The sequence below is a fragment of the Sphingobium terrigena genome (genome assembly GCF_003591655.1).
In the GTDB taxonomy this organism is placed as follows: Bacteria; Pseudomonadota; Alphaproteobacteria; order Sphingomonadales; family Sphingomonadaceae; genus Sphingobium; species Sphingobium terrigena.
Genome location: NZ_QVRA01000007.1, coordinates 155,179 through 175,397 on the forward strand (window position 1 = coordinate 155,179; position 20,219 = coordinate 175,397).

At 63.3% G+C, this 20,219-nt stretch carries 18 protein-coding genes and 1 tRNA gene; 10 read left to right on the plus strand and 9 right to left on the minus strand.

The annotated features are described in order from the left end of the window. Positions 1-6 precede the first annotated feature (6 nt). Positions 7-879, minus strand: a complete 873-nt coding sequence (locus D0Z70_RS10190; protein WP_119745967.1) for a glycine--tRNA ligase subunit alpha — start codon at positions 877-879, stop codon at positions 7-9. 134 nt (positions 880-1,013) lie between these two features. On the opposite strand from D0Z70_RS10190, the gene D0Z70_RS10195 reads away from it, so the two are divergent. The 4 genes from D0Z70_RS10195 (at position 1,014) to pth (ending at position 4,361) form a co-directional block, all read left to right on the plus strand. Beyond that, the gene (locus D0Z70_RS10195) at positions 1,014-1,907 is read left to right on the plus strand and encodes a TraB/GumN family protein (RefSeq protein WP_119745969.1); all 894 of its coding nucleotides are present in this window, start codon (positions 1,014-1,016) and stop codon (positions 1,905-1,907) included. 3 nt (positions 1,908-1,910) lie between these two features. Further along, positions 1,911-2,795: a TraB/GumN family protein gene (locus D0Z70_RS10200; RefSeq protein ID WP_119745970.1), complete on the plus strand. Its 885-nt coding sequence runs from the start codon at positions 1,911-1,913 to the stop codon at positions 2,793-2,795. Between the two features lie 235 nt (positions 2,796-3,030). Next, positions 3,031-3,639 (plus strand): 50S ribosomal protein L25/general stress protein Ctc, encoded by a 609-nt coding sequence (locus D0Z70_RS10205; RefSeq protein ID WP_119745972.1) that lies wholly within the window; start codon positions 3,031-3,033, stop codon positions 3,637-3,639. 152 nt (positions 3,640-3,791) lie between these two features. Further along, positions 3,792-4,361, plus strand: coding sequence for an aminoacyl-tRNA hydrolase (gene pth / locus D0Z70_RS10210; protein WP_119745974.1), 570 nt, complete (start codon positions 3,792-3,794; stop codon positions 4,359-4,361). Positions 4,362-4,513: 152 nt separating this feature from the next. On the opposite strand, the gene D0Z70_RS10215 is transcribed toward pth, so the two are convergent. Then, positions 4,514-5,014: a hypothetical protein gene (locus D0Z70_RS10215; RefSeq protein ID WP_119745977.1), complete on the minus strand. Its 501-nt coding sequence runs from the start codon at positions 5,012-5,014 to the stop codon at positions 4,514-4,516. 4 nt (positions 5,015-5,018) lie between these two features. Continuing rightward, a complete protein-coding gene (mutL, locus tag D0Z70_RS10220; protein ID WP_119745979.1) occupies positions 5,019-6,803 on the minus strand; it encodes a DNA mismatch repair endonuclease MutL in 1,785 nt (594 codons plus the stop codon). Positions 6,804-6,975: 172 nt separating this feature from the next. Here mutL and D0Z70_RS10225 point away from each other — a divergent pair, with 172 nt between their 5' ends. The 6 genes from D0Z70_RS10225 (at position 6,976) to D0Z70_RS10250 (ending at position 12,886) form a co-directional block, all read left to right on the plus strand. Beyond that, positions 6,976-8,022 (plus strand): rod shape-determining protein, encoded by a 1,047-nt coding sequence (locus D0Z70_RS10225; RefSeq protein ID WP_006957952.1) that lies wholly within the window; start codon positions 6,976-6,978, stop codon positions 8,020-8,022. Positions 8,023-8,052: 30 nt separating this feature from the next. Beyond that, entirely contained in the window at positions 8,053-8,967 is a 915-nt protein-coding gene (mreC, locus tag D0Z70_RS10230) for a rod shape-determining protein MreC (protein ID WP_119745981.1), read from the plus strand. Then, the gene (gene mreD / locus D0Z70_RS10235; protein WP_119745983.1) at positions 8,964-9,491 is read left to right on the plus strand and encodes a rod shape-determining protein MreD; all 528 of its coding nucleotides are present in this window, start codon (positions 8,964-8,966) and stop codon (positions 9,489-9,491) included. The genes mreC and mreD overlap by 4 nt, the downstream gene beginning before the upstream one ends. Further along, entirely contained in the window at positions 9,488-11,566 is a 2,079-nt protein-coding gene (gene mrdA / locus D0Z70_RS10240) for a penicillin-binding protein 2 (protein WP_119745985.1), read from the plus strand. The genes mreD and mrdA overlap by 4 nt, the downstream gene beginning before the upstream one ends. Continuing rightward, positions 11,563-12,675: a rod shape-determining protein RodA gene (rodA, locus tag D0Z70_RS10245; RefSeq protein ID WP_119745987.1), complete on the plus strand. Its 1,113-nt coding sequence runs from the start codon at positions 11,563-11,565 to the stop codon at positions 12,673-12,675. The genes mrdA and rodA overlap by 4 nt, the downstream gene beginning before the upstream one ends. Before the next feature lie 135 nt (positions 12,676-12,810). Further along, positions 12,811-12,886: transfer RNA gene (locus D0Z70_RS10250), tRNA-Lys, on the plus strand. A gap of 85 nt (positions 12,887-12,971) precedes the next feature. Here D0Z70_RS10250 and D0Z70_RS10255 read toward each other — a convergent pair. The 6 genes from D0Z70_RS10255 to D0Z70_RS10280 all read right to left on the minus strand — a co-directional run bounded on the left by D0Z70_RS10255 (position 12,972) and on the right by D0Z70_RS10280 (position 20,217). Next, on the minus strand, positions 12,972-15,395 hold the full coding sequence (locus D0Z70_RS10255) for a YecA/YgfB family protein (RefSeq protein WP_220475637.1): 2,424 nt from the start codon (positions 15,393-15,395) through the stop codon (positions 12,972-12,974). 411 nt (positions 15,396-15,806) lie between these two features. Next, positions 15,807-16,508, minus strand: a complete 702-nt coding sequence (gene modB, locus D0Z70_RS10260; protein ID WP_119746079.1) for a molybdate ABC transporter permease subunit — start codon at positions 16,506-16,508, stop codon at positions 15,807-15,809. A 37-nt stretch (positions 16,509-16,545) separates the two neighbouring features. Then, positions 16,546-17,229 (minus strand): ATP-binding cassette domain-containing protein, encoded by a 684-nt coding sequence (locus D0Z70_RS10265; protein ID WP_119745991.1) that lies wholly within the window; start codon positions 17,227-17,229, stop codon positions 16,546-16,548. A 90-nt stretch (positions 17,230-17,319) separates the two neighbouring features. Next, on the minus strand, positions 17,320-18,099 hold the full coding sequence (locus D0Z70_RS10270) for an SDR family oxidoreductase (RefSeq protein ID WP_119745993.1): 780 nt from the start codon (positions 18,097-18,099) through the stop codon (positions 17,320-17,322). A gap of 136 nt (positions 18,100-18,235) precedes the next feature. Next, on the minus strand, positions 18,236-18,736 hold the full coding sequence (locus D0Z70_RS10275; RefSeq protein ID WP_119745995.1) for a methylated-DNA--[protein]-cysteine S-methyltransferase: 501 nt from the start codon (positions 18,734-18,736) through the stop codon (positions 18,236-18,238). Between the two features lie 80 nt (positions 18,737-18,816). Beyond that, positions 18,817-20,217, minus strand: a complete 1,401-nt coding sequence (locus D0Z70_RS10280; RefSeq protein ID WP_119745997.1) for an efflux transporter outer membrane subunit — start codon at positions 20,215-20,217, stop codon at positions 18,817-18,819. Between the last annotated feature and the right edge of the window lie 2 nt (positions 20,218-20,219).

A 20,219-nucleotide genomic window follows, 5' to 3' on the forward strand; every position in this document is an offset into this window, starting at 1 on the left:
AGGTCATTATGCGGTCCACCCGTTGCTCTGCATCCATGCTTCGCAGCTGCCCTTGGCCATATCGCGCACTTGCCCCATGTAGCTGGCGCGTTCCTGTACGGAGATGACGCCGCGGGCCTGGAGCAGGTTGAAGGTGTGGGACGCCTTGATCGCCTGTTCGAACGCGGCGAGCGGGACGCCATTGTCGATGCACTGACGCCATTCGGACTGGCAATCCTTGAACCAGCGGAACAGTTTTTCGGTGTCGGCGACCTCGAAATTCCATTTCGACATCTGCCGCTCATTTTCAAGGAACACGTCGCCATAGGTGACGCCCGCATCGTTGAATTTCAGGTCATAGACGCTATCGACGCCCTGAATATACATGGCGAGCCGTTCGAGACCGTAGGTGAGTTCGCCCGCGACCGGCTTGCAGTCATAGCCGCCCATTTGCTGGAAATAGGTGAACTGGCTGACTTCCATGCCGTCGCACCAGACTTCCCAACCCAGGCCCCAGGCGCCCAGCGTCGGGCTTTCCCAGTCATCCTCGACAAAGCGGATGTCGTGCACCAGCGGGTCGATGCCGATCTCTACCAGAGACCCCAGATAGAGGTCCTGAAGGTTGGCGGGCGACGGCTTCATGATCACCTGATATTGGTAATAATGCTGAAGCCGGTTGGGGTTTTCGCCATAGCGGCCATCGGTCGGGCGGCGGCTGGGCTGGACATAGGCGGCGTTCCACGGCTTTGGGCCGAGGGCGCGCAGCGTGGTCGCGGGGTGGAAGGTGCCTGCGCCGACTTCCATATCATAGGGTTGCAGGATGACGCAGCCCTGTTTCCCCCAATAGGCATGGAGGGTCAGGATGAGGTCCTGGAAGGAAAGCGCTTTGCCTTCGGCCACGGGGGATCCTTGCGATATGACGGTTTAGCTTGGCGTCGCGCATTGGCGTATGGGGGTGAAACGGTCAAGGGAAAGGCGCGTAAAACAGGGTTAAGCGGCTTGCCCTTGGGCCGCCCTGCCCGCATGTGTGGGGCATGAAGATGCTTCGTTTATGCGCCGCTGCGCTGTTGATGATGAGTGGCGTGGCGCAGGCGCGCCCTGCCCCGGCTGTTCCGGCTGTCGCCACCCCTGCCCTGTGGCGGGTGAGCGATGCCGACACCACCATCTATCTGTTCGGCACCGTCCATGTGATGAAACCGGGGATCGACTGGTTTCGCGGCGGGGTGAAGGCGGCGTTTGACGGGTCGGACGAGCTGGTGCTGGAGATTGTCGAGCCGGACGATCCCAATGCCATGGGCGCTGTCATGATGAGCAAGGCGCTGGCTGGCGACGGGGTGGCCTTGTCCGCCCGGCTGGACGACCCGGCGCGGGACAAATATCGCGCGGCGATGGAAGTCAATGCCATGCCGTGGCAGGCGTTCGAGCGCTTTGCCCCGTGGATGGCGGGCATGGCTCTGTCGGTCGCGCCGCTCCAGAAGCTGGGCTATCGGGCCGATCTGGGCGCGGAAAAGGTGCTGCGCGCGGCGGCGGTGAAGGCGGGCAAGCGGGTCGATGCGCTAGAGACGGTCGAGCAGCAGATCGATTTCTTCGCTACGCTGCCGATGGCGCAACAGGTCGAGTTTCTGAACGCGACAGTCGATGGCCTGCCGGAGATGGAAGGCGAGTTTGCGGGGCTGCTGCGTTACTGGCAGGCGGGCGATCCCAAGAGGCTGGCAAAGTCGATGAACGAGTCGCTGGAGGCGACGCCGCAGCTGGCGCAGATACTGTTGATCGGGCGCAACGCCAACTGGGCGCAGTGGATCAAGGGGCGGATGACTAAGCCCGGCACGGTGTTCGTCGCGGTAGGCGCAGGGCATCTGGCGGGCAAGGGCAGCGTGCAGGATCAGTTGAAGGCGCTGGGCATCGCGACCCGGCGGGTGAAGGAGTAAGTGATGCGGCTGTTCACCCAATTTCTGGCGATCTGCGCGCTGACGCTGGTTGCCGCCTGTGGTAGCGACCCGGCCCCCGCCCCCGTCGCCAAGGGTGGCCCGGCGCTGTGGCAGGTGCAGCGCGGCGAGATGAAGGGGTGGCTGTTTGGCACCATTCATGTGCTGCCCAAGGGGGTGGCGTGGGAAACGCCGACAATCAGCGAGGCGATGGCCAAGGCCGACCGGCTGGTGCTGGAGGCGGCGGACTTGCAGGATGAGGAGAAAACGCTGGCCCTGTTTGAGTCCATGGGGCGCAGTCCCGGCCTGCCGCCGCTCGACCGGCGCGTGCCGGAGGAGGAACAGGCGGCGCTGAACAAGGCGATCAGCGATGGCGGGACCAGCACGCAACTCTTGTCGGGATATGAAAGCTGGGCCGCGGCGATGCTGTTGTCGGCGGCGACGCAGCAGGGGCTGGGCGTCAGTCAGGATGACGGGGTCGAGCCGGTGCTGATCGCGACATTCAAGAAGGCAGGCAAGCCGATTGGCGGGCTGGAGACGATCGAGCGGCAATTTGGCGCGTTCGACACGCTGCCGCAAGCGGCGCAATCGCGCCTGCTGGTGCAGACGGTGCATGAGGCCAAGGATATGAAGGGGCTGTATGATCGCATCCTGAAAGCCTGGACCACGGGCGACATGGACGCGATCGCCAAGGAAGATGAGAATGGCGAGCAGCCCGACCCGATGGTCGAGGAAGCGGTGCTGGTGGCGCGCAACCGCGACTGGGTGAAGGCGATCGAACCGATGAAGGGCGCGCCTTTCATCGCGGTAGGCGCCGGGCATCTGACGGGGCGGGAGAATTTGATCGAGTTGCTGAAAGCGCGCGGGTTTGCGGTGACGCGGGTGCAGTGACGATACCCCTAACCCGTTCGCCCTGAGCGAAGTCGAAGGGGCCCGCTGAGCGCAGCGAAGCGTCCTTCGCTTGCGCTCAGGTGAAGGCTTCGACTTCGCTCAGCCCGAACGGATATGGTGCTTGGACCGCCCGCTTGCTTTCTGGCACTTTTCTGCTAAAGGCCGCGCTCCCGCTATGGTCATCCCTGGAGGCGTGGCGGGAAAAGTAACTCAAACCAGCTTTTGGAGACACGCAATGAGCGAGCAGCTTACGCTGTCGGCCGAGGCACGCGATCGGGCAGGCAAGGGAGCCTCCCGCGCCCTCCGCCGTGAGGGCCGCGTACCCGCCGTCATCTATGGAATGAACGAAGAACCCCTGTCGATCCATGTCGAGGAAAAGCTCCTCAACAAGCTGCTCGGCACCGGCCACTTCTTCAATTCGGTCATCATGGTGGAAGTGAACGGCAAGGCCGTCCGCACCCTGCCCAAGGATGTGGCTTTCCACCCCGTTTCGGACCGTCCGCTGCACGCCGACTTCCTGCGCGTTTCGGAACATGCCACCGTGCATGTCAACGTTCCCGTGCGTTTCGAGAATGAAGATGCGTCGCCCGGCCTGAAGAAGGGCGGCGTGCTGAACGTCGTTCGTCATGATGTCGAGCTGATCGTCGATGCCGCTGAAATCCCCGAAGATGTCGTGGTCGACCTGACCGGCTTTGAAGTCGGCGATTCGATCCACATCAGCGCGGTGACGCTGCCCAAGGGTGCCAAGACCGCGATCGACGATCGCGACTTCACCCTGGCGACCATCGTTGCGCCGTCGGCTCTGAAGAGCGCCGGCACCGAGGCGGAAGCGGAAGGCGAATAAGCCTTTTCCTGTCAGACTGATCTAAGCCCCGTTCGGGCTGAGCGAAGTCGAAGCCTGCCACTGAGCGAAGCGAAGTGCCTTCACTTCGTTCAGGCGGCCCCTTCGACTTCGCTCAGGGCGAACGGGGTTTTGTCGTGAAGGAGCAAGGGACGATGCAAATCTGGGTCGGGCTGGGCAATCCGGGCGCGCAATATGCGATGCACCGGCACAATGTCGGCTTCATGGTCGCGGACCTGATCGCGGACCTGTATCGCTTCTCCCCGCCGCGTAAGCAGTTCCAGGGCTGGACCCAGGAAGGGCGGATCGGGCCGGAGAAGATCCTGTTGCTGAAACCGGCGACCTTCATGAACGAAAGCGGGCGATCGGTGGGTGAGGCGATGCGCTTTTACAAGCTGGAGCCGCAGGACGTCACCGTCTTTCACGACGAGCTGGACCTGGCGCCAATGAAGGTGAAGGTGAAGCGCGGCGGCGGCAATGCGGGGCATAATGGCCTGCGGTCGACCGACGCGCATATCGGCGCTGATTTCCGCCGGGTGCGGATCGGCATCGGTCATCCGGGGCATAAGGACCGGGTGCATGACTATGTGCTGGGCAATTATCACAAGAGCGAGAGCGACGCGCTGGCCGACATGCTGGGCGCGATCGGCGCCGAAGCGGAATGGCTGGCGAAGAATGACGACGCGCGGTTCATGAACGAGGTCGCGCTGCGGCTGGCGGAGTGAACGAAAGCTAAGCGGCTACCGCTCATCCTCCCCTTGCAGGGGAGGTGTCGGGCGGCAGGCCTGACGGAGGGGTGCCACCCTATCGAGACTGAGATACCCCTTCGTCATCGCTACGCGCTGCCACCTCCCCCACAGGGGAGGATTTTGTAACGCTATCCGACCGGCTGGTTTGCCTTCGCATCCGCCGCCATCACGCGCACAGTGGCCGCCTTCGATCCGGCAATCTGCACCAGATGGCGCCCGGTGGGGAGATCGAACCAGACGATCTTGCGGATGCCGGAGCAGGCAGGACCATGGCCATGTTGAACCGAGGCGACGGCCTCCGCGCCGGTCACGACATCGACCCAGGCCGGGCCGTCGAGCGCAATCCCCACCCGCGCCGGCTGTTTGAGCGACAGGGTGAAGAGGCCGCCATACCCCTCCTTCGCGCCTTTGCCCGGTGGCGTGGCGAACTGGATATGGGCCGCGGGAATGAGGGTCGCGACGACCGGCCTGCCCAGGATGAGCGCGGGTGCGCCATGGGCTTGTGCGCCAGCCCTGGCCTGTCCGCTCTGGCTCCAACTGGTCCAGGGTTCGGCGAGCGGTGCGGGGCTGGCACAGTCAGCGATGGAGACCGGGGTGGCGGCGATCAAGAGGGCCGCGAGGATGGTCATCGGGTCACTTCCTTCCGAACAATTTTTCTATGTCGCCATGCCCCAGCTTCACCCAGGTCGGTCGGCCATGATTGCACTGGCCAGAGCGCGGCGTCATTTCCATTTCGCGGAGCAAGGCGTTCATTTCCGCGACGCTCAGCACCCGGCCCGCCCTTACCGATCCGTGGCAGGCCATGGTGGCGGCGACCAGGTCCAGCCGTTCTTTCAAGGACAGGGCGCTGTCATAGGCGGCGAGGTCGTCGGCGAGATCCTTGACGAGGCCTTGCACGTCCGACTGGCCGAGCATGGCGGGGACGGCGCGGACCAGCATGGCGGAGGGGCCGAAGCGTTCGAGGTCCAGCCCGAAGTCGCGCAGTTCCGTAGCGCGGGCTTCCAGCCGGTCGCAGGCGGGTTCTTCCAGTTCGACGACTTCGGGCAGCAGCAGCGCCTGCGACTGGACCCCCTGGCCCTCCATCGCGCGGCGCATCCGCTCCAGCGTCAGCCGTTCATGGGCGGCGTGCTGGTCGACGATGACGAGGCCGTCCTCTGCCTCCGCGACGATATAGGTGCGGGCAACCTGACCGCGCGCAACGCCGAGTGGGAAGCTCTGGCCTTCGGGTGCGGGGGCCATGGCGGGTTCGGCGCGGGCCTGGGGCGGCGGGGTCATGAAATTCGACCGGCGATCGCTGAAGGAGGATGAGGCCAACGGATTGTAGCTGATCGATGCGGCGTCGAAGATCGGCATCGCGCCGATCGGCGTGGGCGAGACAGGTTCGGCGCGCCAGGCGGAAAGCGCCGCAGGATCAGCGTTCTGGACCGAACGAAAGCCCTGTTCGTCGAGCGCGCGGCGCAGGCCGGAGATGATCATGCCCCGGATCATGGCGGGATCGCGAAAGCGCACCTCGGTCTTGGCAGGGTGGACGTTGACGTCCACGTCGAGCGGCGGCACGTCGAGGAAGAGGGCAACGACGGGATGCCGGTCCCGCGCCAGCATGTCGGCATAGGCGCCGCGCAGCGCGCCGATCAGCAGCCGGTCGCGCACCGGGCGGCCATTGACGAACAGATATTGATGATCGCCAACGCCCCGATTGTAGGTGGGGATGGAGGCGACGCCGGACAGGCGGACGCCTTCGCGCTCCAGGCTGACGATGACATGGTTTTCGGCCAGCGCCCGGTCAGTGAGCGCGGCTACCCTCTCCTCCCGCGCGTCGCCCGCCTGCACGCCCAGTGTCCGGCGACCATCATGTTCCATCGCAAAAGCGACGGTCGGATGTGCCATTGCGAGACGGCGGACGATGTCGAGACAGGCGGCATATTCCGCCTTGGCCGAGCGCAGGAATTTGCGGCGGGCGGGGACTTTGGCGAAGAGTTGCTCGATGGTGACGCGGGTGCCGGGGGGCAGCGCGGCTGGTCCTTCGGCGACCAGTTGGCCGTTATCGACCGTGCGGTTCCACCCTTCCCCACCCTGCCGCCGGCTGTCGATCGACAGGCGCGCGACGCTGGCGATGGAGGGGAGCGCTTCGCCCCGGAACCCCAGAGTGGCCACATTTTCAATGGCATCGTCGTCGGGCATCTTGGACGTGGCGTGCCGCTCCAGCGCCAGCGCCATGTCCGCCGAATCCATGCCGACGCCATCGTCGCTCACCTCGATCCGGTCGAGGCCGCCGTTGGACAGGCCGATGGCGATGCGAGTCGCACCCGCGTCCAAAGCGTTTTCGACGATTTCCTTCAGCGCGCTGGCGGGTCTTTCGACCACTTCACCGGCAGCGATACGATTGACCAGATGTTCGGGCAGGCGGCGTATTGACATTGATTAGGGACTAGCCCAATCGGTCGCTTTCCGCGACCCGCGACGCCAAATATTTTGCACTGCACAGGATGACTGAACAGGGCAGAAGCCATGCGGCGCAGCGACGAACGGAACAGCTTTCCGACCGGTCCCCAGTCGCGTCGCGGGGACGGCGGGCGATACAGGATAAGGCATGTCGATCTTCTCGCGTCTCTTCAAATTCACTTCGCAGGATATGGCCATTGACCTCGGTACCGCCAATACGGTGGTCTATGTGCGCGGTCGCGGCATCGTCTTGAACGAGCCGTCGGTGGTGGCCGTCGAAACGCTCAATGGCGTCAAGCGGGTGAAGGCGGTCGGCGTCGACGCCAAGCTGATGATGGGCAAGACCCCGGATTCGATCGAGGCCATACGGCCGCTGCGTGATGGCGTGATCGCCGACATCGATGTCGCCGAACAGATGATCAAGCATTTCATCACCAAGGTGCATGGCGGCAAGCACAGCCCCTGGCGCGCGCCCGAAATCGTGATCTGCGTGCCGTCCGGCTCCACCAGCGTCGAGCGCCGCGCCATTCGCGATGCGGCGAGCAATGCCGGTGCACGGCAGGTGTTCCTGATCGAGGAGCCGATGGCCGCCGCGATCGGTGCTGACATGCCCGTGACCGAGCCGATCGGTTCGATGGTGGTCGACATTGGCGGTGGCACCACCGAAGTGGCCGTGCTGTCGCTGCGCGGCCTCGCTTATACCACCAGCGTCCGCGTGGGCGGCGACAAGATGGACGAGGCGATCGTGTCCTTCGTGCGTCGTCATCATAACCTGCTGATCGGCGAAGCCACGGCGGAGCGGATCAAGAAGCAATATGGCATCGCCCAGTCGCCCGCCGATGGCGTGGGCGAGACGATCCATATCAAGGGTCGCGATCTGGTGAACGGCGTGCCCAAGGAAATCAGCATCAACCAGGGCCAGATTGCCGATGCGCTGGCCGAGCCGATTAGCACGATCGTGGAAGGCGTGCGGATTGCGCTGGAAAATACCGCGCCTGAACTGGCCGCCGACATTGTCGATCAGGGTATCGTCCTGACCGGTGGCGGCGCGCTGCTGAAGGGGCTGGATGACGAACTGCGCGACGAGACCGGCCTGCCCGTCACCATTGCCGAAGATCCGCTGACCTGCGTTGCGATCGGCACCGGCCGCGCGATGGAAGATCCGATCTTCCGGGGTGTATTGCAAACCGCCTGATCGGTAGGCCAGAGCGAAAGGGACGCGGTGATGGCGCGGCCACCCAGCCGACGCCCCGGACACAACCGGAAGGCGCAATATAGCCTGTTCGCCAGCTATGTGGTGGCGGTCACCGGCGCAGCGATCGGGCTGTTGCTGGTTATCGTCGCGATCTTCGATCCTACGGGTTTTGCAGGGATACGCGCGGTCACGGCCGAAGTGACGCGCCCTGTGTCGGCGGGCCTCAAAAATATGGTGAGCGGAGTCAGCTCCGTCGATGAGGTTCTGGCCGCCTATTGGCGCGCGGGGTCGCAAAATGTCACGCTGCGCCGTCAGGTCGAGGCGGACCGCAACCGCATCATCGAGGCCAAGGCGGTGGCGCAGGAAAATGCGCGGCTCAAGAAGTTATTGAAGCTGGTGGATGAGGATGCCAGCCAGTTGCTGACGGCGCGGCTGATCAGTTCCTCCTCCAGCAGCGCGCGGCGCTTTGCCCGGCTGAATGCAGGACGCTGGCAGGGCGTGCTGCCGGGGATGCCTGTGCGCGCGACCGAAGGGCTGATCGGCCGTGTTCACAGCACCACGCCCAACACGTCCGACGTGTTGTTGCTGACCGACACCGGCAGCATCGTGCCGGTGCGGCGGGCGAATGACAATATCCCCGCCATTTCGACCGGTGCTGGCGACGGATCGCTGGAAATCCGGGCGCTGTCGGCGGGGCGCAATCCGTTCAAGCCGGGCGACCTGCTGGTGACGTCCGGCATTGGCGGCATTTATCAGCCTAATATACCGGTCGCGGTGATCGTGCGGGTGCAGGGTGAGATCGCCTGGGGCTTCCCGCTCGCCAATCCCTCGCGCGTCGATGCGGTCGTTGTCGAGCGTGCCTATGAGCAGGTCGTGACCCGGCCCGATCCAGCCGCGCCCGCCACGACGCAGGGCGCAGAGCCGGGCAACGCCGCGACGCCATGATCGACCGGCATCTCTACCATGTGCCGCGACTGGGGCGGAACCCGTCCCGCTTCCGGCTGGCGGGCATCCCGGTCATCACCGTCATGCTGGGTTCAGCCGTCACCGCGCTGCCGCTGATCGCGCAATCGCCGGTCATGCCGCCCTTCGGCCTGCTGATCCTGCTGTCATGGCGGTTGCTGCGCCCGGAATTGTGGCGGGCGTGGATCGGCCTGCCGCTGGGCCTGTTCGACGATATGATGAGCGGCCAGCCGATCGGGTCCGCCATGTTCCTGTGGACGGTCATGCTGATGGGCGTCGACGCAATCGAGCATCGCATGATATGGCGCAGTTACCGGCAGGACTGGCTGATCGCCGGTTTCGCCATTATAGTCTGCATGGCCGGTGGGTTGTTCTTTGCCCGCATTACCGGCGGAGGCGATGTGAGGTTCCTGTTGGTCGCGCCACAGATGTTCTGGACGATATTGCTGTTTCCTTTCGTCGTCCGGCAATGCGCGCGGATTGACCGCTGGCGCGTGATGGCATGAAATTTCCCAGCCCCAAACGCCAGATCATCACCGAAGCCGCCCAGTCCTTCACCTTCACCCGCCGCACCATGGTGCTGGGGGCGATACAGGGGGGTATTGGCGCGCTGCTGGCCGCGCGGATGGCGTGGATCAGCATTGCGGAGAATGAGAAATATACGCTGTTGTCAGAGAGCAACCGAGTCAACCTGACGCTGATCCCGCCACGCCGGGGCTGGATCATCGATCGCAACGGGCGGCCGCTGGCCAATAATCGCACCGACTTTCGCGTCGACCTGATCCCGCAACGGGTGGTGGATGCCGACGCGACGGTGAAGCATCTGGCGCAATTGCTGAGCCTGGAATCGGACGAGGTCGATCGTATCCGCGAGGAACTGGACAAGTCCGCCGGGTTCCGCCCGGTGCAGGTGGCCGATAAGCTGACCTATGACCAATATGCCGCCGTCAGCGTGCGCTTGCCCGACCTGCCCGGCGTCGCGCCCAGCCAGGGATTTTCGCGCCATTATCCCGCCGGGTCCACCGTCGGCCATCTGCTGGGCTATGTCGGCGCGGCAACGGCGGAGGAATATAAGGAACGCAAGAACCCGCTGCTGATCACGCCGGGCTTCAAGGTTGGCAAGGACGGGCTGGAGCGCGCGTTTGACGAGCATCTGACCGGCCAGCCGGGTGCCAAGCGGGTGGAAGTGACCGCGCGCGGCAAGATCGTGCGCGAACTGACCACCCGGCCCGATACGCCGGGCCATTCGATCAAGCTGACGATCGACGCGGGATTGCAGGAATATGCCGGGCGGCGGCTGGCGACCCAGAGCGGCTCCGTGGTCGTCATCGATTGCACCAATGGCGACGTGCTGGCGATGGCGTCGATGCCCAGTTTCGACCCCAACAGCTTTTCCGACGGCATCAGCCAGTTGGAATGGGCGATGCTGTCGCAGGACGACCATGTGCCGCTGCGCAACAAGACGTTGCAGGGGCTGTATCCGCCCGGATCGACGGTGAAGCCGATGGTGGCGCTGGCGCTGCTGGAGGCAGGAATCGGGCCGCAGGAGACGGTCGGGTGCGCCGGCGCGCTGCGGGTCGGCAATACGCTGTTCCATTGTCACAAGCGACGCGGCCATGGCGCGGTCAATATGCGCACGGCGATCGCCCAGAGCTGCGACATTTATTTCTACCAGATGGCCCAGCGCATCGGCATGGACCGGATCGCGGCAATGGCGCGGCGGTGCGGCATGGGCCAGCGGTTCGACCTGCCCTTCCCCAGCCAGAGTTATGGCACTGTGCCTGATCCGGCGTGGAAGCTGAAGAAATATGACCAGAAATGGCAGGTTTACGACACGGTGAACGCCACCATCGGTCAGGGCTATATGCTGATCAACCCGTTGCAGATGGCGGTGATGGCAGCGCGGCTGGCGACCGGCAAGCAGTTGATGCCCAATTTCCTGCATGGCGCGAAGCGGCCTTCGCCGTCCTCCGTCGGTGCGTCGGAAGAGCATCTGGCGATCATCCGTGACGCGATGAGCGCGGTGGTCAATGGCGGCGGTACTGGCGGGGCTGCGCGCATGGCCATTCCCGATGTGCTGATCGCGGGCAAGACCGGCACCGCGCAGGTCCGGCGCATCACCATGGCCGAGCGCGCAGGCGGGGTACGGCGCGACGCTTCGCTGGCGTTCAAGCTGCGCGACCATGCGCTGTTCCAGGGGTTCGCGCCGTTCGACAATCCGCGCTATGCGGTCGGCTGTATCATCGAACATGGCGGGCACATGATCCGCAACGAGGATGCGCCGATGATCGCCAGCGATACGCTGTCCTATCTGTTCGATCCCAAAAAGGCGATGGAGAAGCTGGAGACGCTGGAGAAAGGCTGGGGCGGCACGCCGACCGAGCGGCAGGCGCGGCAGATGGGCGCGTTCCGCCTGGCCCGCGCGATCGAGAAAGGCGAAGTGCCGCCACCCGCCGCCGACAATGCCAGCAATGCGGCAGAGGCTGGCAACAGCGCAACGCCATCGCCTGCGCCCCCGGCACCGGATGAGGCAGGCGATGTCCCGCCCCCTCCCGGCAGCAATGTGGCCGACGCGCCATGAGCATCATTCCCCAGCCCCTCACCCAATTTCCCTGGCGCGTCCTGGCGCTGCTGCTGGCCATCGCTATGTTCGGCACGCTGGTTCTTTACAGCGCGGCGGGCGGCAGCATCTTTCCGTGGGCCACCAATCAGGCGGTGCGCTTCTGCGTGTTTTCCGGGATGGCGCTGGTGCTCAGCCGTATTCCGCTGGAGATTTTCGCGCGCTTTGCCTTTCCCGCTTATGCCGGCGTGCTGATCGCGCTGTTTCTGGTCGAACTGATCGGCGGGGTCGCGGGAGGCAGCCAGCGCTGGATCAACCTGGGCTTCATGCAGCTTCAGCCGTCCGAATTTATGAAGCCGATCATCGTGCTGGCGGTTGCGCGCTTCTATGCCCGATTGCCGGTGGGCGAAATCCGCAGCTGGAACGCGATCTGGCCCGCGCTGGTGCTGATCGGCTTGCCATGGGCGCTGGTGCTGGTGCAGCCCGACCTTGGCACCGCCACGATGATCCTGGCGGGCGGCGTGACCGTCATGTTCCTGGCCGGGCTGCCGCTGCGCCTGTTCATCGGATCGGGGCTGACGCTGGCGGCGATCGTGCCGGTCGCTTTCAGCTTCCTGCACGACTATCAGCAAAAGCGCGTCCTCATCTTCATGGCCCCGGAAAGCGATCCATTGGGCGCGGGCTACCATATCAGCCAGTCGAAGATCGCGATCGGTTCGGGCGGCATCTGGGGCAAGGGCTTTCTACAGGGCTCGCAAAGCCATCTCGACTATCTGCCCGAAGGCCATACCGACTTCGTGTTCGCCACCATGGCGGAGGAATGGGGCATGGCGGGCGGCCTGCTGCTGATCGGCGCATTCATGCTGCTGTTCCGCTGGGGCCTGCGCGTGGCGATGCGCACGAGCGACCGCTTCGCCCGGCTGGTTGCGGCGGGGCTGACCACGACGATCTTCTTCTATGTCGCGATCAACCTGATGATGGTGATGGGGCTGGCGCCGGTTGTGGGCATCCCCCTGCCCTTCATGTCCTATGGCGGATCATCGATGCTGACGGTGATGCTGTGCGTGGGCATCATCATGGCGATCGACCGTTCCAACAGCCGCGCCAGCAACCCCGGCAACTGGGGCTGAAACCGGGGGCGACACGGAACTGGGCAATATTTCTGCGCCGCAACGCAATTTAGGGTTTGCGAATCCCGATGACGCTGCTAATTGCCCGCCCACGCCAACGGGCACTGGTCATCCAGACCGCCCGATTGCCGGTGTGGACGCATAGCTCAGTTGGTAGAGCAGCTGACTCTTAATCAGCGGGTCCTTGGTTCGAGCCCAAGTGCGTCCACCATTTTTCAATGACTTAGATGTGAGATTGAGCCAGCGCCTACGCGCGGGGCACCAATCGGGCATCAGCCTGACCAAACTGACATCGATCATGATCGGCAGCACTTTTTGTATTTTTTGCCGCTGCCGCAAGGACAAGGCGAATTGACGCCAATCTTCCCCGCTGCTCTTGCGTTGGCCAGCCTAACTCGCCTCAATTTCTGACCTTCTATGTGTGCGAGCACGACGCTGGCTGGCGCGATACCCGAAAGGCTGACGTGCTGCCAGTGGACGTCTCGCAGTACGGAATCCGCATCGTATTCCAGTTCGATTAGAAATCGGCATTCTTCGCCATTCGCAGCGACCAATGACCTGACATATTCAAGCGCCTTGTTTGCATCTCGCGGCACCGCCTGAGAGGACGTGCAAACTGAAAACGGCTGCTCACCGGAGAACATGAGCGGGCGCTGTCGGCCAAGGCGTATGTTGCCCTCTAGCTGATTTTCGATCCCATCCGCTACGGAAGCACGGAGTTCGCCGCCCGCGTCGAGAAGAAAACTTGCAGCTTGAGAGCGCCCCAATTTGTCTGACCGAGCCAGCACCTCGACAATCTCCGCAATTCGGTCTGGCATCTCCTGACGGGGCAGAATCGGTGTCTCGCCATACGCGATGCTGGCATAAAACTCGTCGACCGGGGTCCGAAACCCGTTAAAATTCAACTTGTCCTTGGGCGCAAATTCCGACGCAAACTGCGCGTAATTGTTCTGCGCCAGATAGAGACCGAAATGGTCCACCTCGTCATTGAGGTCGACCCGCTCATTTTGCGCTGCCAACATTCGTTGCTCGACAAAGTGAAGGAAGGTCAGTGGGTTGTCGAACAGGTCCGCGTAAACTCGCAAATCGTCAATCGACAGTGACCAAACTGGCCGCGCACCGACGTTGATCCCCACAGCCTTGAGGTGTTGCGCCCGTGCTGCCAGTTCGGTGAACGCATCCAAAGTGATGGCGACGACTGTGACATGCCGAAAATCCGCGCGGCGAATGCGCGCGACCTCGATGCGGTCATTGTTTGCAATCGCAACCTCTTCTGCGCTTTCAAGATAATCAAGAAATCGCGTTCCCTGCTTTGCAGGCGCTTCGAGCAATCCCTTCAACGATGATAGGTGGGCTTCCAGGTCGGTGGCGGGTGATGTGTAGGTGAATGCGCCTGCCTTAACCTCAATGACAAAGAGATGGTCATCATAGATTATGAGGCCGTCGCATTCATGCCATTGCGGCTTTCCCGCGCCCGATTTCCAGAGATAGTTGACCGCATCGAACCTTCGCATTCCCGGTAACAGCTTGGCGAAATAGGCGAATGGCAGCTCTTCCGTCACAGCCTTCTGACGAGAATTCCATGTCTCCCGATAGGATGGCTCCAATCGGCAAACGATCCGCTGTAATGCCCGATAGATGTTGTCGAACAGGCTCCACATGTCGAAACAGAGCGCCCGATCATCCAATCGGATAAAAGGGCGCAGCATCGTCGGCCAGATACGCAGGGGCCAACCAGCAAATTTACCGGGCGCCAAGAAGCTGCCCTCTTCGCCGGGGTTCCAAGTCAGTTCATTTACCAGAGCGGCTGGCAGACTGGTGATCTTTGCAATGTCGAACAGATCAACTCCAACCACTTCACCCATCACGGAGTCTCGCTGCGCAGCAAGATCGGGATCGTCCCACAATTTCTCTCGAAGTGCCTCGATGGTGTCGATTCCCGGCAGTTCGGCAAGCTTCTCCATGCGCTCCACGCTGTCGATTTGGAATTGCTTCATAGCCAGCATCGCTTCCCCCGCGCCGCTCGTCAGCTTGACGAGGATCTTGTCAAATTCGGCGACAAGGGTCGGAGCATCGATTCCAAAGAGGCGTTCAAAGACGTCCGAGTGCGGTGCCAACAGGTCAGCCAACGCAATTCGCTCGTGGGGTTGATAGCGTTCGCCGCGCACATGCATCCACATACCTTCGGCGCGGAAGCGAAACTCTTCGAGCGCCATGTCCAGATTGGGATCGGCTGTCTTGCGGGTTGCTGTCAGGCAAGATTGATAGTTTATGGTGATTTGCTCAAACAAGCGGCGAATGTCCAATTGGAGCGTTGCCCAGTCCTCGTCGGTGAGTTCTTTCGCTTGGCTTACAGCAGGCGGAACTGCTGCGACCATGCTCTGAACATAGTCGATCATACGAAGTGCGCCCGCTTCCTCCACATCCGCGCTTCCTGCGGTGATCGCAAGCGCGGCGAACTCCCACCAGCCACGATGCAGCAACCGATCAGCGGGCAGACGGGCAATTTGATCGACAATGCGCGCAACGGTCGCGTCAATTTCCGCGACAACTTGGGGAAACTGCTCGACCATGCGTGCTTGCATTGCTTGATGTTGTGATTCGGTCAGACGAGAGCGCATCACCATCGTGTTGCCAAACCGCGCCATTTCTAATGGTCCGGACGCGAAATAATCGTCCGGCTTTGGCCCCGTGACGCCACTTTTCCTACGTTTGCCCATCGTGCCTAACGCCCCCCTGCCGCAAAACCTATCGAGTGGCGTGCCCCATTTGTTCTTGAATTGGAATATCGTTGGGGAGGGAGGGTGTGGGTTCTTTTCAAAGCCCATCGCTTGTGTGAGGAAGCGATATGTTCGAGATATCCGGCGAAGAAATACAGCGGCTTGATGACGTCCAGTTGCGCACGCTAGTCGCTCGCTTGGCAATCGCTGAACTAAACGCAAAGGCGCTTTCCGTGGCCTGCTGCCGGTTTGGTGGACACCGAGATAGGCTCAATCAGGCTACACCAGATTCCCCTTCCAAATTTTGGAAGATGTGTTTTGCAGTCTCCTCGTCCGAGCGCGCCATTCCGAAACAGTCAAACTGCTTCCCCTGATGTGTGAGTTTGCCAGTGATACGGCGTCGATCCGCGTTTACACCCGATAGCTTCTGACCCCCGCCCCCATGCGCCGGGCCAGTATTTCGGACAATAGCAGGGCGGTCAGCGACAACAGGATTGATGCGATGGCAAGGCGGGTGACCACGGCTTCCGCGCCGGGGGCTTGCAGCGCCGCGTAGATGGCGATCGGCAGCGTGCGGGTTTCGCCGGGAATGTCGGATACGAAGGTGATGGTCGCGCCAAATTCGCCGATCGACCGGGCAAACCCCAATATCACGCCCGCCAGCACGCCGGGCAGGGACAGCGGAAGGGAGATGGTCAGGAACACCCGCAGCGGCCCCGCGCCCAGCGTCCGCGCCGCGCCTTCCAGTCGTCGGTCCACCGACTCGATCGAGAGGCGGATCGCCCGTACCATCAGCGGCAGGGCCATGATCCCGGCGGCAAGGGCGGCGCCGGTCCAGCGGAACAGCAAGGTTATGCCGAACCAGTCCGCAAGCCAGCGCCCGACCGGACCGTTCGCGCCGAACAGCAGCAACAGCAGCCAGCCGGTGACGACCGGCGGCACCACCAGCGGCAGATAGACCAGCGCGTCCAGCAACATCCTGCCGGGGAACTGCCATCGCGCCAATATCCAGGCCAGCGCGAACGCAATGGGCAGCATCGCCCCGACCGCAACCGCGCTGACCTTGAGCGACAAGGCGATGATCGGCCAGTAATCGGGCGGCAGGTCCAGCATCACGACATGATCCTGCGCAGGATCTGACTGGCAGCCATCATTCAAAATCCATCTGGACGATGTGCGCGGCAAGGCGCTCCGCCTCCGACAGATCATGGGTGACATACAGGATCGGCACGCCCACTTCGTCCCGCAACCGTTCGACCAACTGCAATATGTCGGCGCGCCGAGCGCGGTCGATCGATGCCAGCGGCTCGTCCATCAACAGGCAGGACGGGCGCGTCAGCAAGGCACGGCCAATCGCCACCCGCTGCGCCTCCCCCATCGACAGGGTCGATGGCCAGCGATCGAGCAGCGATGCAATGCCAAGGAAGCGGGCCATCTCCTCCAGCGCGTCGGCTGCATCGGGCAAGTGACGGATACCGTAGAGGAGGTTGCCACGGACCCGCAGGTGCGGGAAAAGCCGGGCATCCTGAAAGATATAGCCCAGATGCCGATGTTCGGGTGCGACATTGATGCCCAGCGCGCCGTCGAACAGCGTCACGTTCCGCACATGAATATGCCCGCCATCGGGCCGCAACAGTCCGGCGACCATGTTGAGTATCGTCGTCTTGCCCACCCCCGACGGGCCGGACAGGGCGGTAACCCCCGGCCCGGCATCGACCCGGCACGCGATCCGCCGATCACCAAGGCTGCGCCAGATGTCGATGCGGAATGTCGACGCGGTCGAAGGCGGCGTTGGATCGGGACGGGCTGTCACAGTGGGTTGGGAAAGGGACATCGCGGCCCTTGTGCCCCGATCCTGTCCAGCGATGCAAGCGCGCAACGATGGCGCAGGACAATCCATCAAGACGTCAACATGGCATCCCGATCAGCCGGGCGCGGCGGCCGAACCCGCCAGCAGGCCACCATCGATATGCACTTCCGAGCCGGTCATATAGGTCGCCTCGTCCGACGCCAGCATCACCGCAATCGTCGCGACCTCATCGGGCGTTCCGAACCGCTTGAGCGGCGCATCAGCCACCATAGCCGCCATCCTCGCGTCCCGGTCCGGGCCATCGCCGATCATGGTTTCCCACATCGGCGTCAGGATCGCGGCGGGATGAATCGAGTTGCAGCGGATTCGCCATCCCTGCTGCGCGCAATAGAGCGCTACCGACTTGCTATGGTTACGGATCGCCGCCTTGGACGAGGCATAGGCGGCGGCCAGCGGAATGCCCACCAGCCCCGATCGCGACGACATGTTGATGATCGATCCAGTGCCATGCGCCTTCATCGCGCCGATCGCATAGCGGCACCCCAGAAATGTGCCGTCCAGATTGATCCGGTGGACACCCTGCCAGTCGGCCAGCGTCGTATGTTCAGGATCATGGGCGACCCGGCCATGCTCGAACCCGGTCACGCCCGCATTGTTGACCATGACATCGATCGTCGGGACAGAGTCGGCCAGGCGCAGCCAGTCCGCCTCCTCCCGCACGTCGAGCGCGATGAACCGGCAGCCGATTTCCGACGCGGCAGCAGCCCCCGCTTCCTCGTCAATATCGGTCAGGATGACGGTGGCGCCTTCGTCATGGAAACGCGCCGCGATCGCATGGCCAATGCCGCGCGCAGCGCCGGTGACGACGCAAATCTTCTTGTTCAATTTGTGCATGATGATCTCGAAACAGAGCCAGAAGGGCGGATTGCTCCGCTACTATTTGTCGTGCCGCTTCAGCGGTTACGCTGGTTCATTTCGATGACTCCTTACATCATCCAGCCTAGGCCGATCGCCCGATCGGCGCAACAGCCTATGGCCGGGCATCCCCCACCACCCGCCGCTCATGCTCGATCAGCCATGTCTTGGCCGCCAGTCCGCCCGCAAAACCGGTCAGCGCGCCATTGCTGCCCACCACCCGGTGGCAGGGCGCAATGATCGAGATCGGGTTGCGGCCATTGGCGGCCCCCACCGCGCGCGATGCGGTCGGCTGGCCGATCGCGCTGGCAATCGCGCCATAGCTGCGTGTCTCCCCGAACGGGATCGCCAGCAGCGCGGCCCAGACCCGTTGCTGAAAAGCCGTCCCCCGGAAATCGAGCGGCAAGTCGAACTGCTGCCGCACCCCCGCGAAATAGTCCGCCAGTTGCGCGGCGGTCTGCCGCAGGATCGGATGATCGGGCCGCTCGCCTGTCGCGGGCAGGCGCACCCGCGCAGGATCATCCTCTTCCCACAGGACAGCGACCAGCCCGGCGTCGCTGGCCACCAAAGTCAATATGCCGACGGGCGAGGGAAACAGGGTCGTGGCAAGGGTCATGGAACAGTCTCCAAAATCTCCTGCCCCGTATAGCAAGGGACGGGCCAGCGCACCTCCCGCCCCTTGCGATCAAAGCCGCCTTATTTCAGCCCGCCACCCATCGCGCGATACAGCTCGACCATGTTGGTAGCACGGGTCAGCCGCGTTGCCAGCAGGCTTTGCTCCGCCGTGGACAGCGCCCGCTGCGAATCCAGCGTCGTCAGGAAGGGATCGACCCCGGCACGAAAACGGGCGTCCGACAGCGTATAGGCGACCCGTGCCGCATCGCGCTGCGACGTCTGCGCCTCCAACTGCTGGCTCATCGTCCCGCGCCGCGCCAGCGCATCGGCTACTTCGCGGAAACCGGTCTGGACGCTCTTTTCATAAGTCGCCAGCATCGCATCATAGGTCGCCTTGGCATAGGCTAGATTGCCCTTATTCTTGCCGAAGTCGAAGATCGGCAGCGATGCCGACGGCGCGACCGACCAGAATTGGCTGCCCGACCCGAACAGGTTGGACAGGCCCAGGCTCAACGATCCGAACGCAGCGGTCAGCGAGATATTGGGGAAGAAGGCCGCCCGCGCCGCGCCGATATTGGCGTTGGCGCTGCGCAACTGATGCTCCGCGGCCGCAATATCGGGCCGCCGCAACAATACGTCCGACGCGATGTCAGCGGGCAGATTGTCGATCGTCGCACCGGCTGGCGGCAAAGCATCGGGCAGATCGCTGGCCGCGACGGTCGTGCCCGCCAGCAGGTTCAGCGCATTCTGGTCCTGCGCCACCAAAGTCAGCGTCTCGGCAATCGTCGATCGCGCTGCATCATAGCTGGTCTGCGCCTGCCGCACTTCCAGTTCCGACGCGATCCCCTTGGCAAAGCGCGCGCGGTTCAGCTCCAGCGTCTTGCCGAACGCAGCTTCCAGATCGCGGGCGATGCGCAACCGTTCCTGGTCCGCCGCCATGGTCAGCCAGGCATTGGCCACCTCCGCAACCAGTGCGGTCTGCGCCGCGTTGCGGGTTTCGACACTGGCGAAATATTGCTCCTGCGCCGCCTTGCTCAGATTACGGACCCGACCGAACAGGTCGATTTCCCAGGCCGAAATGCCGACCTGCGCCTGATAAATGTCGGTCCGGCCCGACCCGGCAAGCGAAAAGGGCGAATCCTGATAGGTTGCGTTGCCGCCTGCCGCGACTGTCGGCAGCAAGTCGGCCCGCTGCACCTTATATTGCGCCCGCGCCTGTTCGACATTGGCCAGCGTAACGCGCAGGTCGCGATTATTCGCCAGCGCGGTTTCGATCACCCGCGTCAGCCGGGCGTCGGTGAAGAAATCGCGCCAGGCGGTGTCCGCCGGGACGATCGCCGCCCCGTCTGCCGCGCCATAGGCCGGTCCCTGCGGACTGGTCGCCGGCACCGGCAATACGGGCCGCACATATTTGGGAGCCATGTCGCAGGCGGCCAGCGCCAGCGACAGGGTGATGGCGCCCAGCGCCTTGATGTTACGCATCT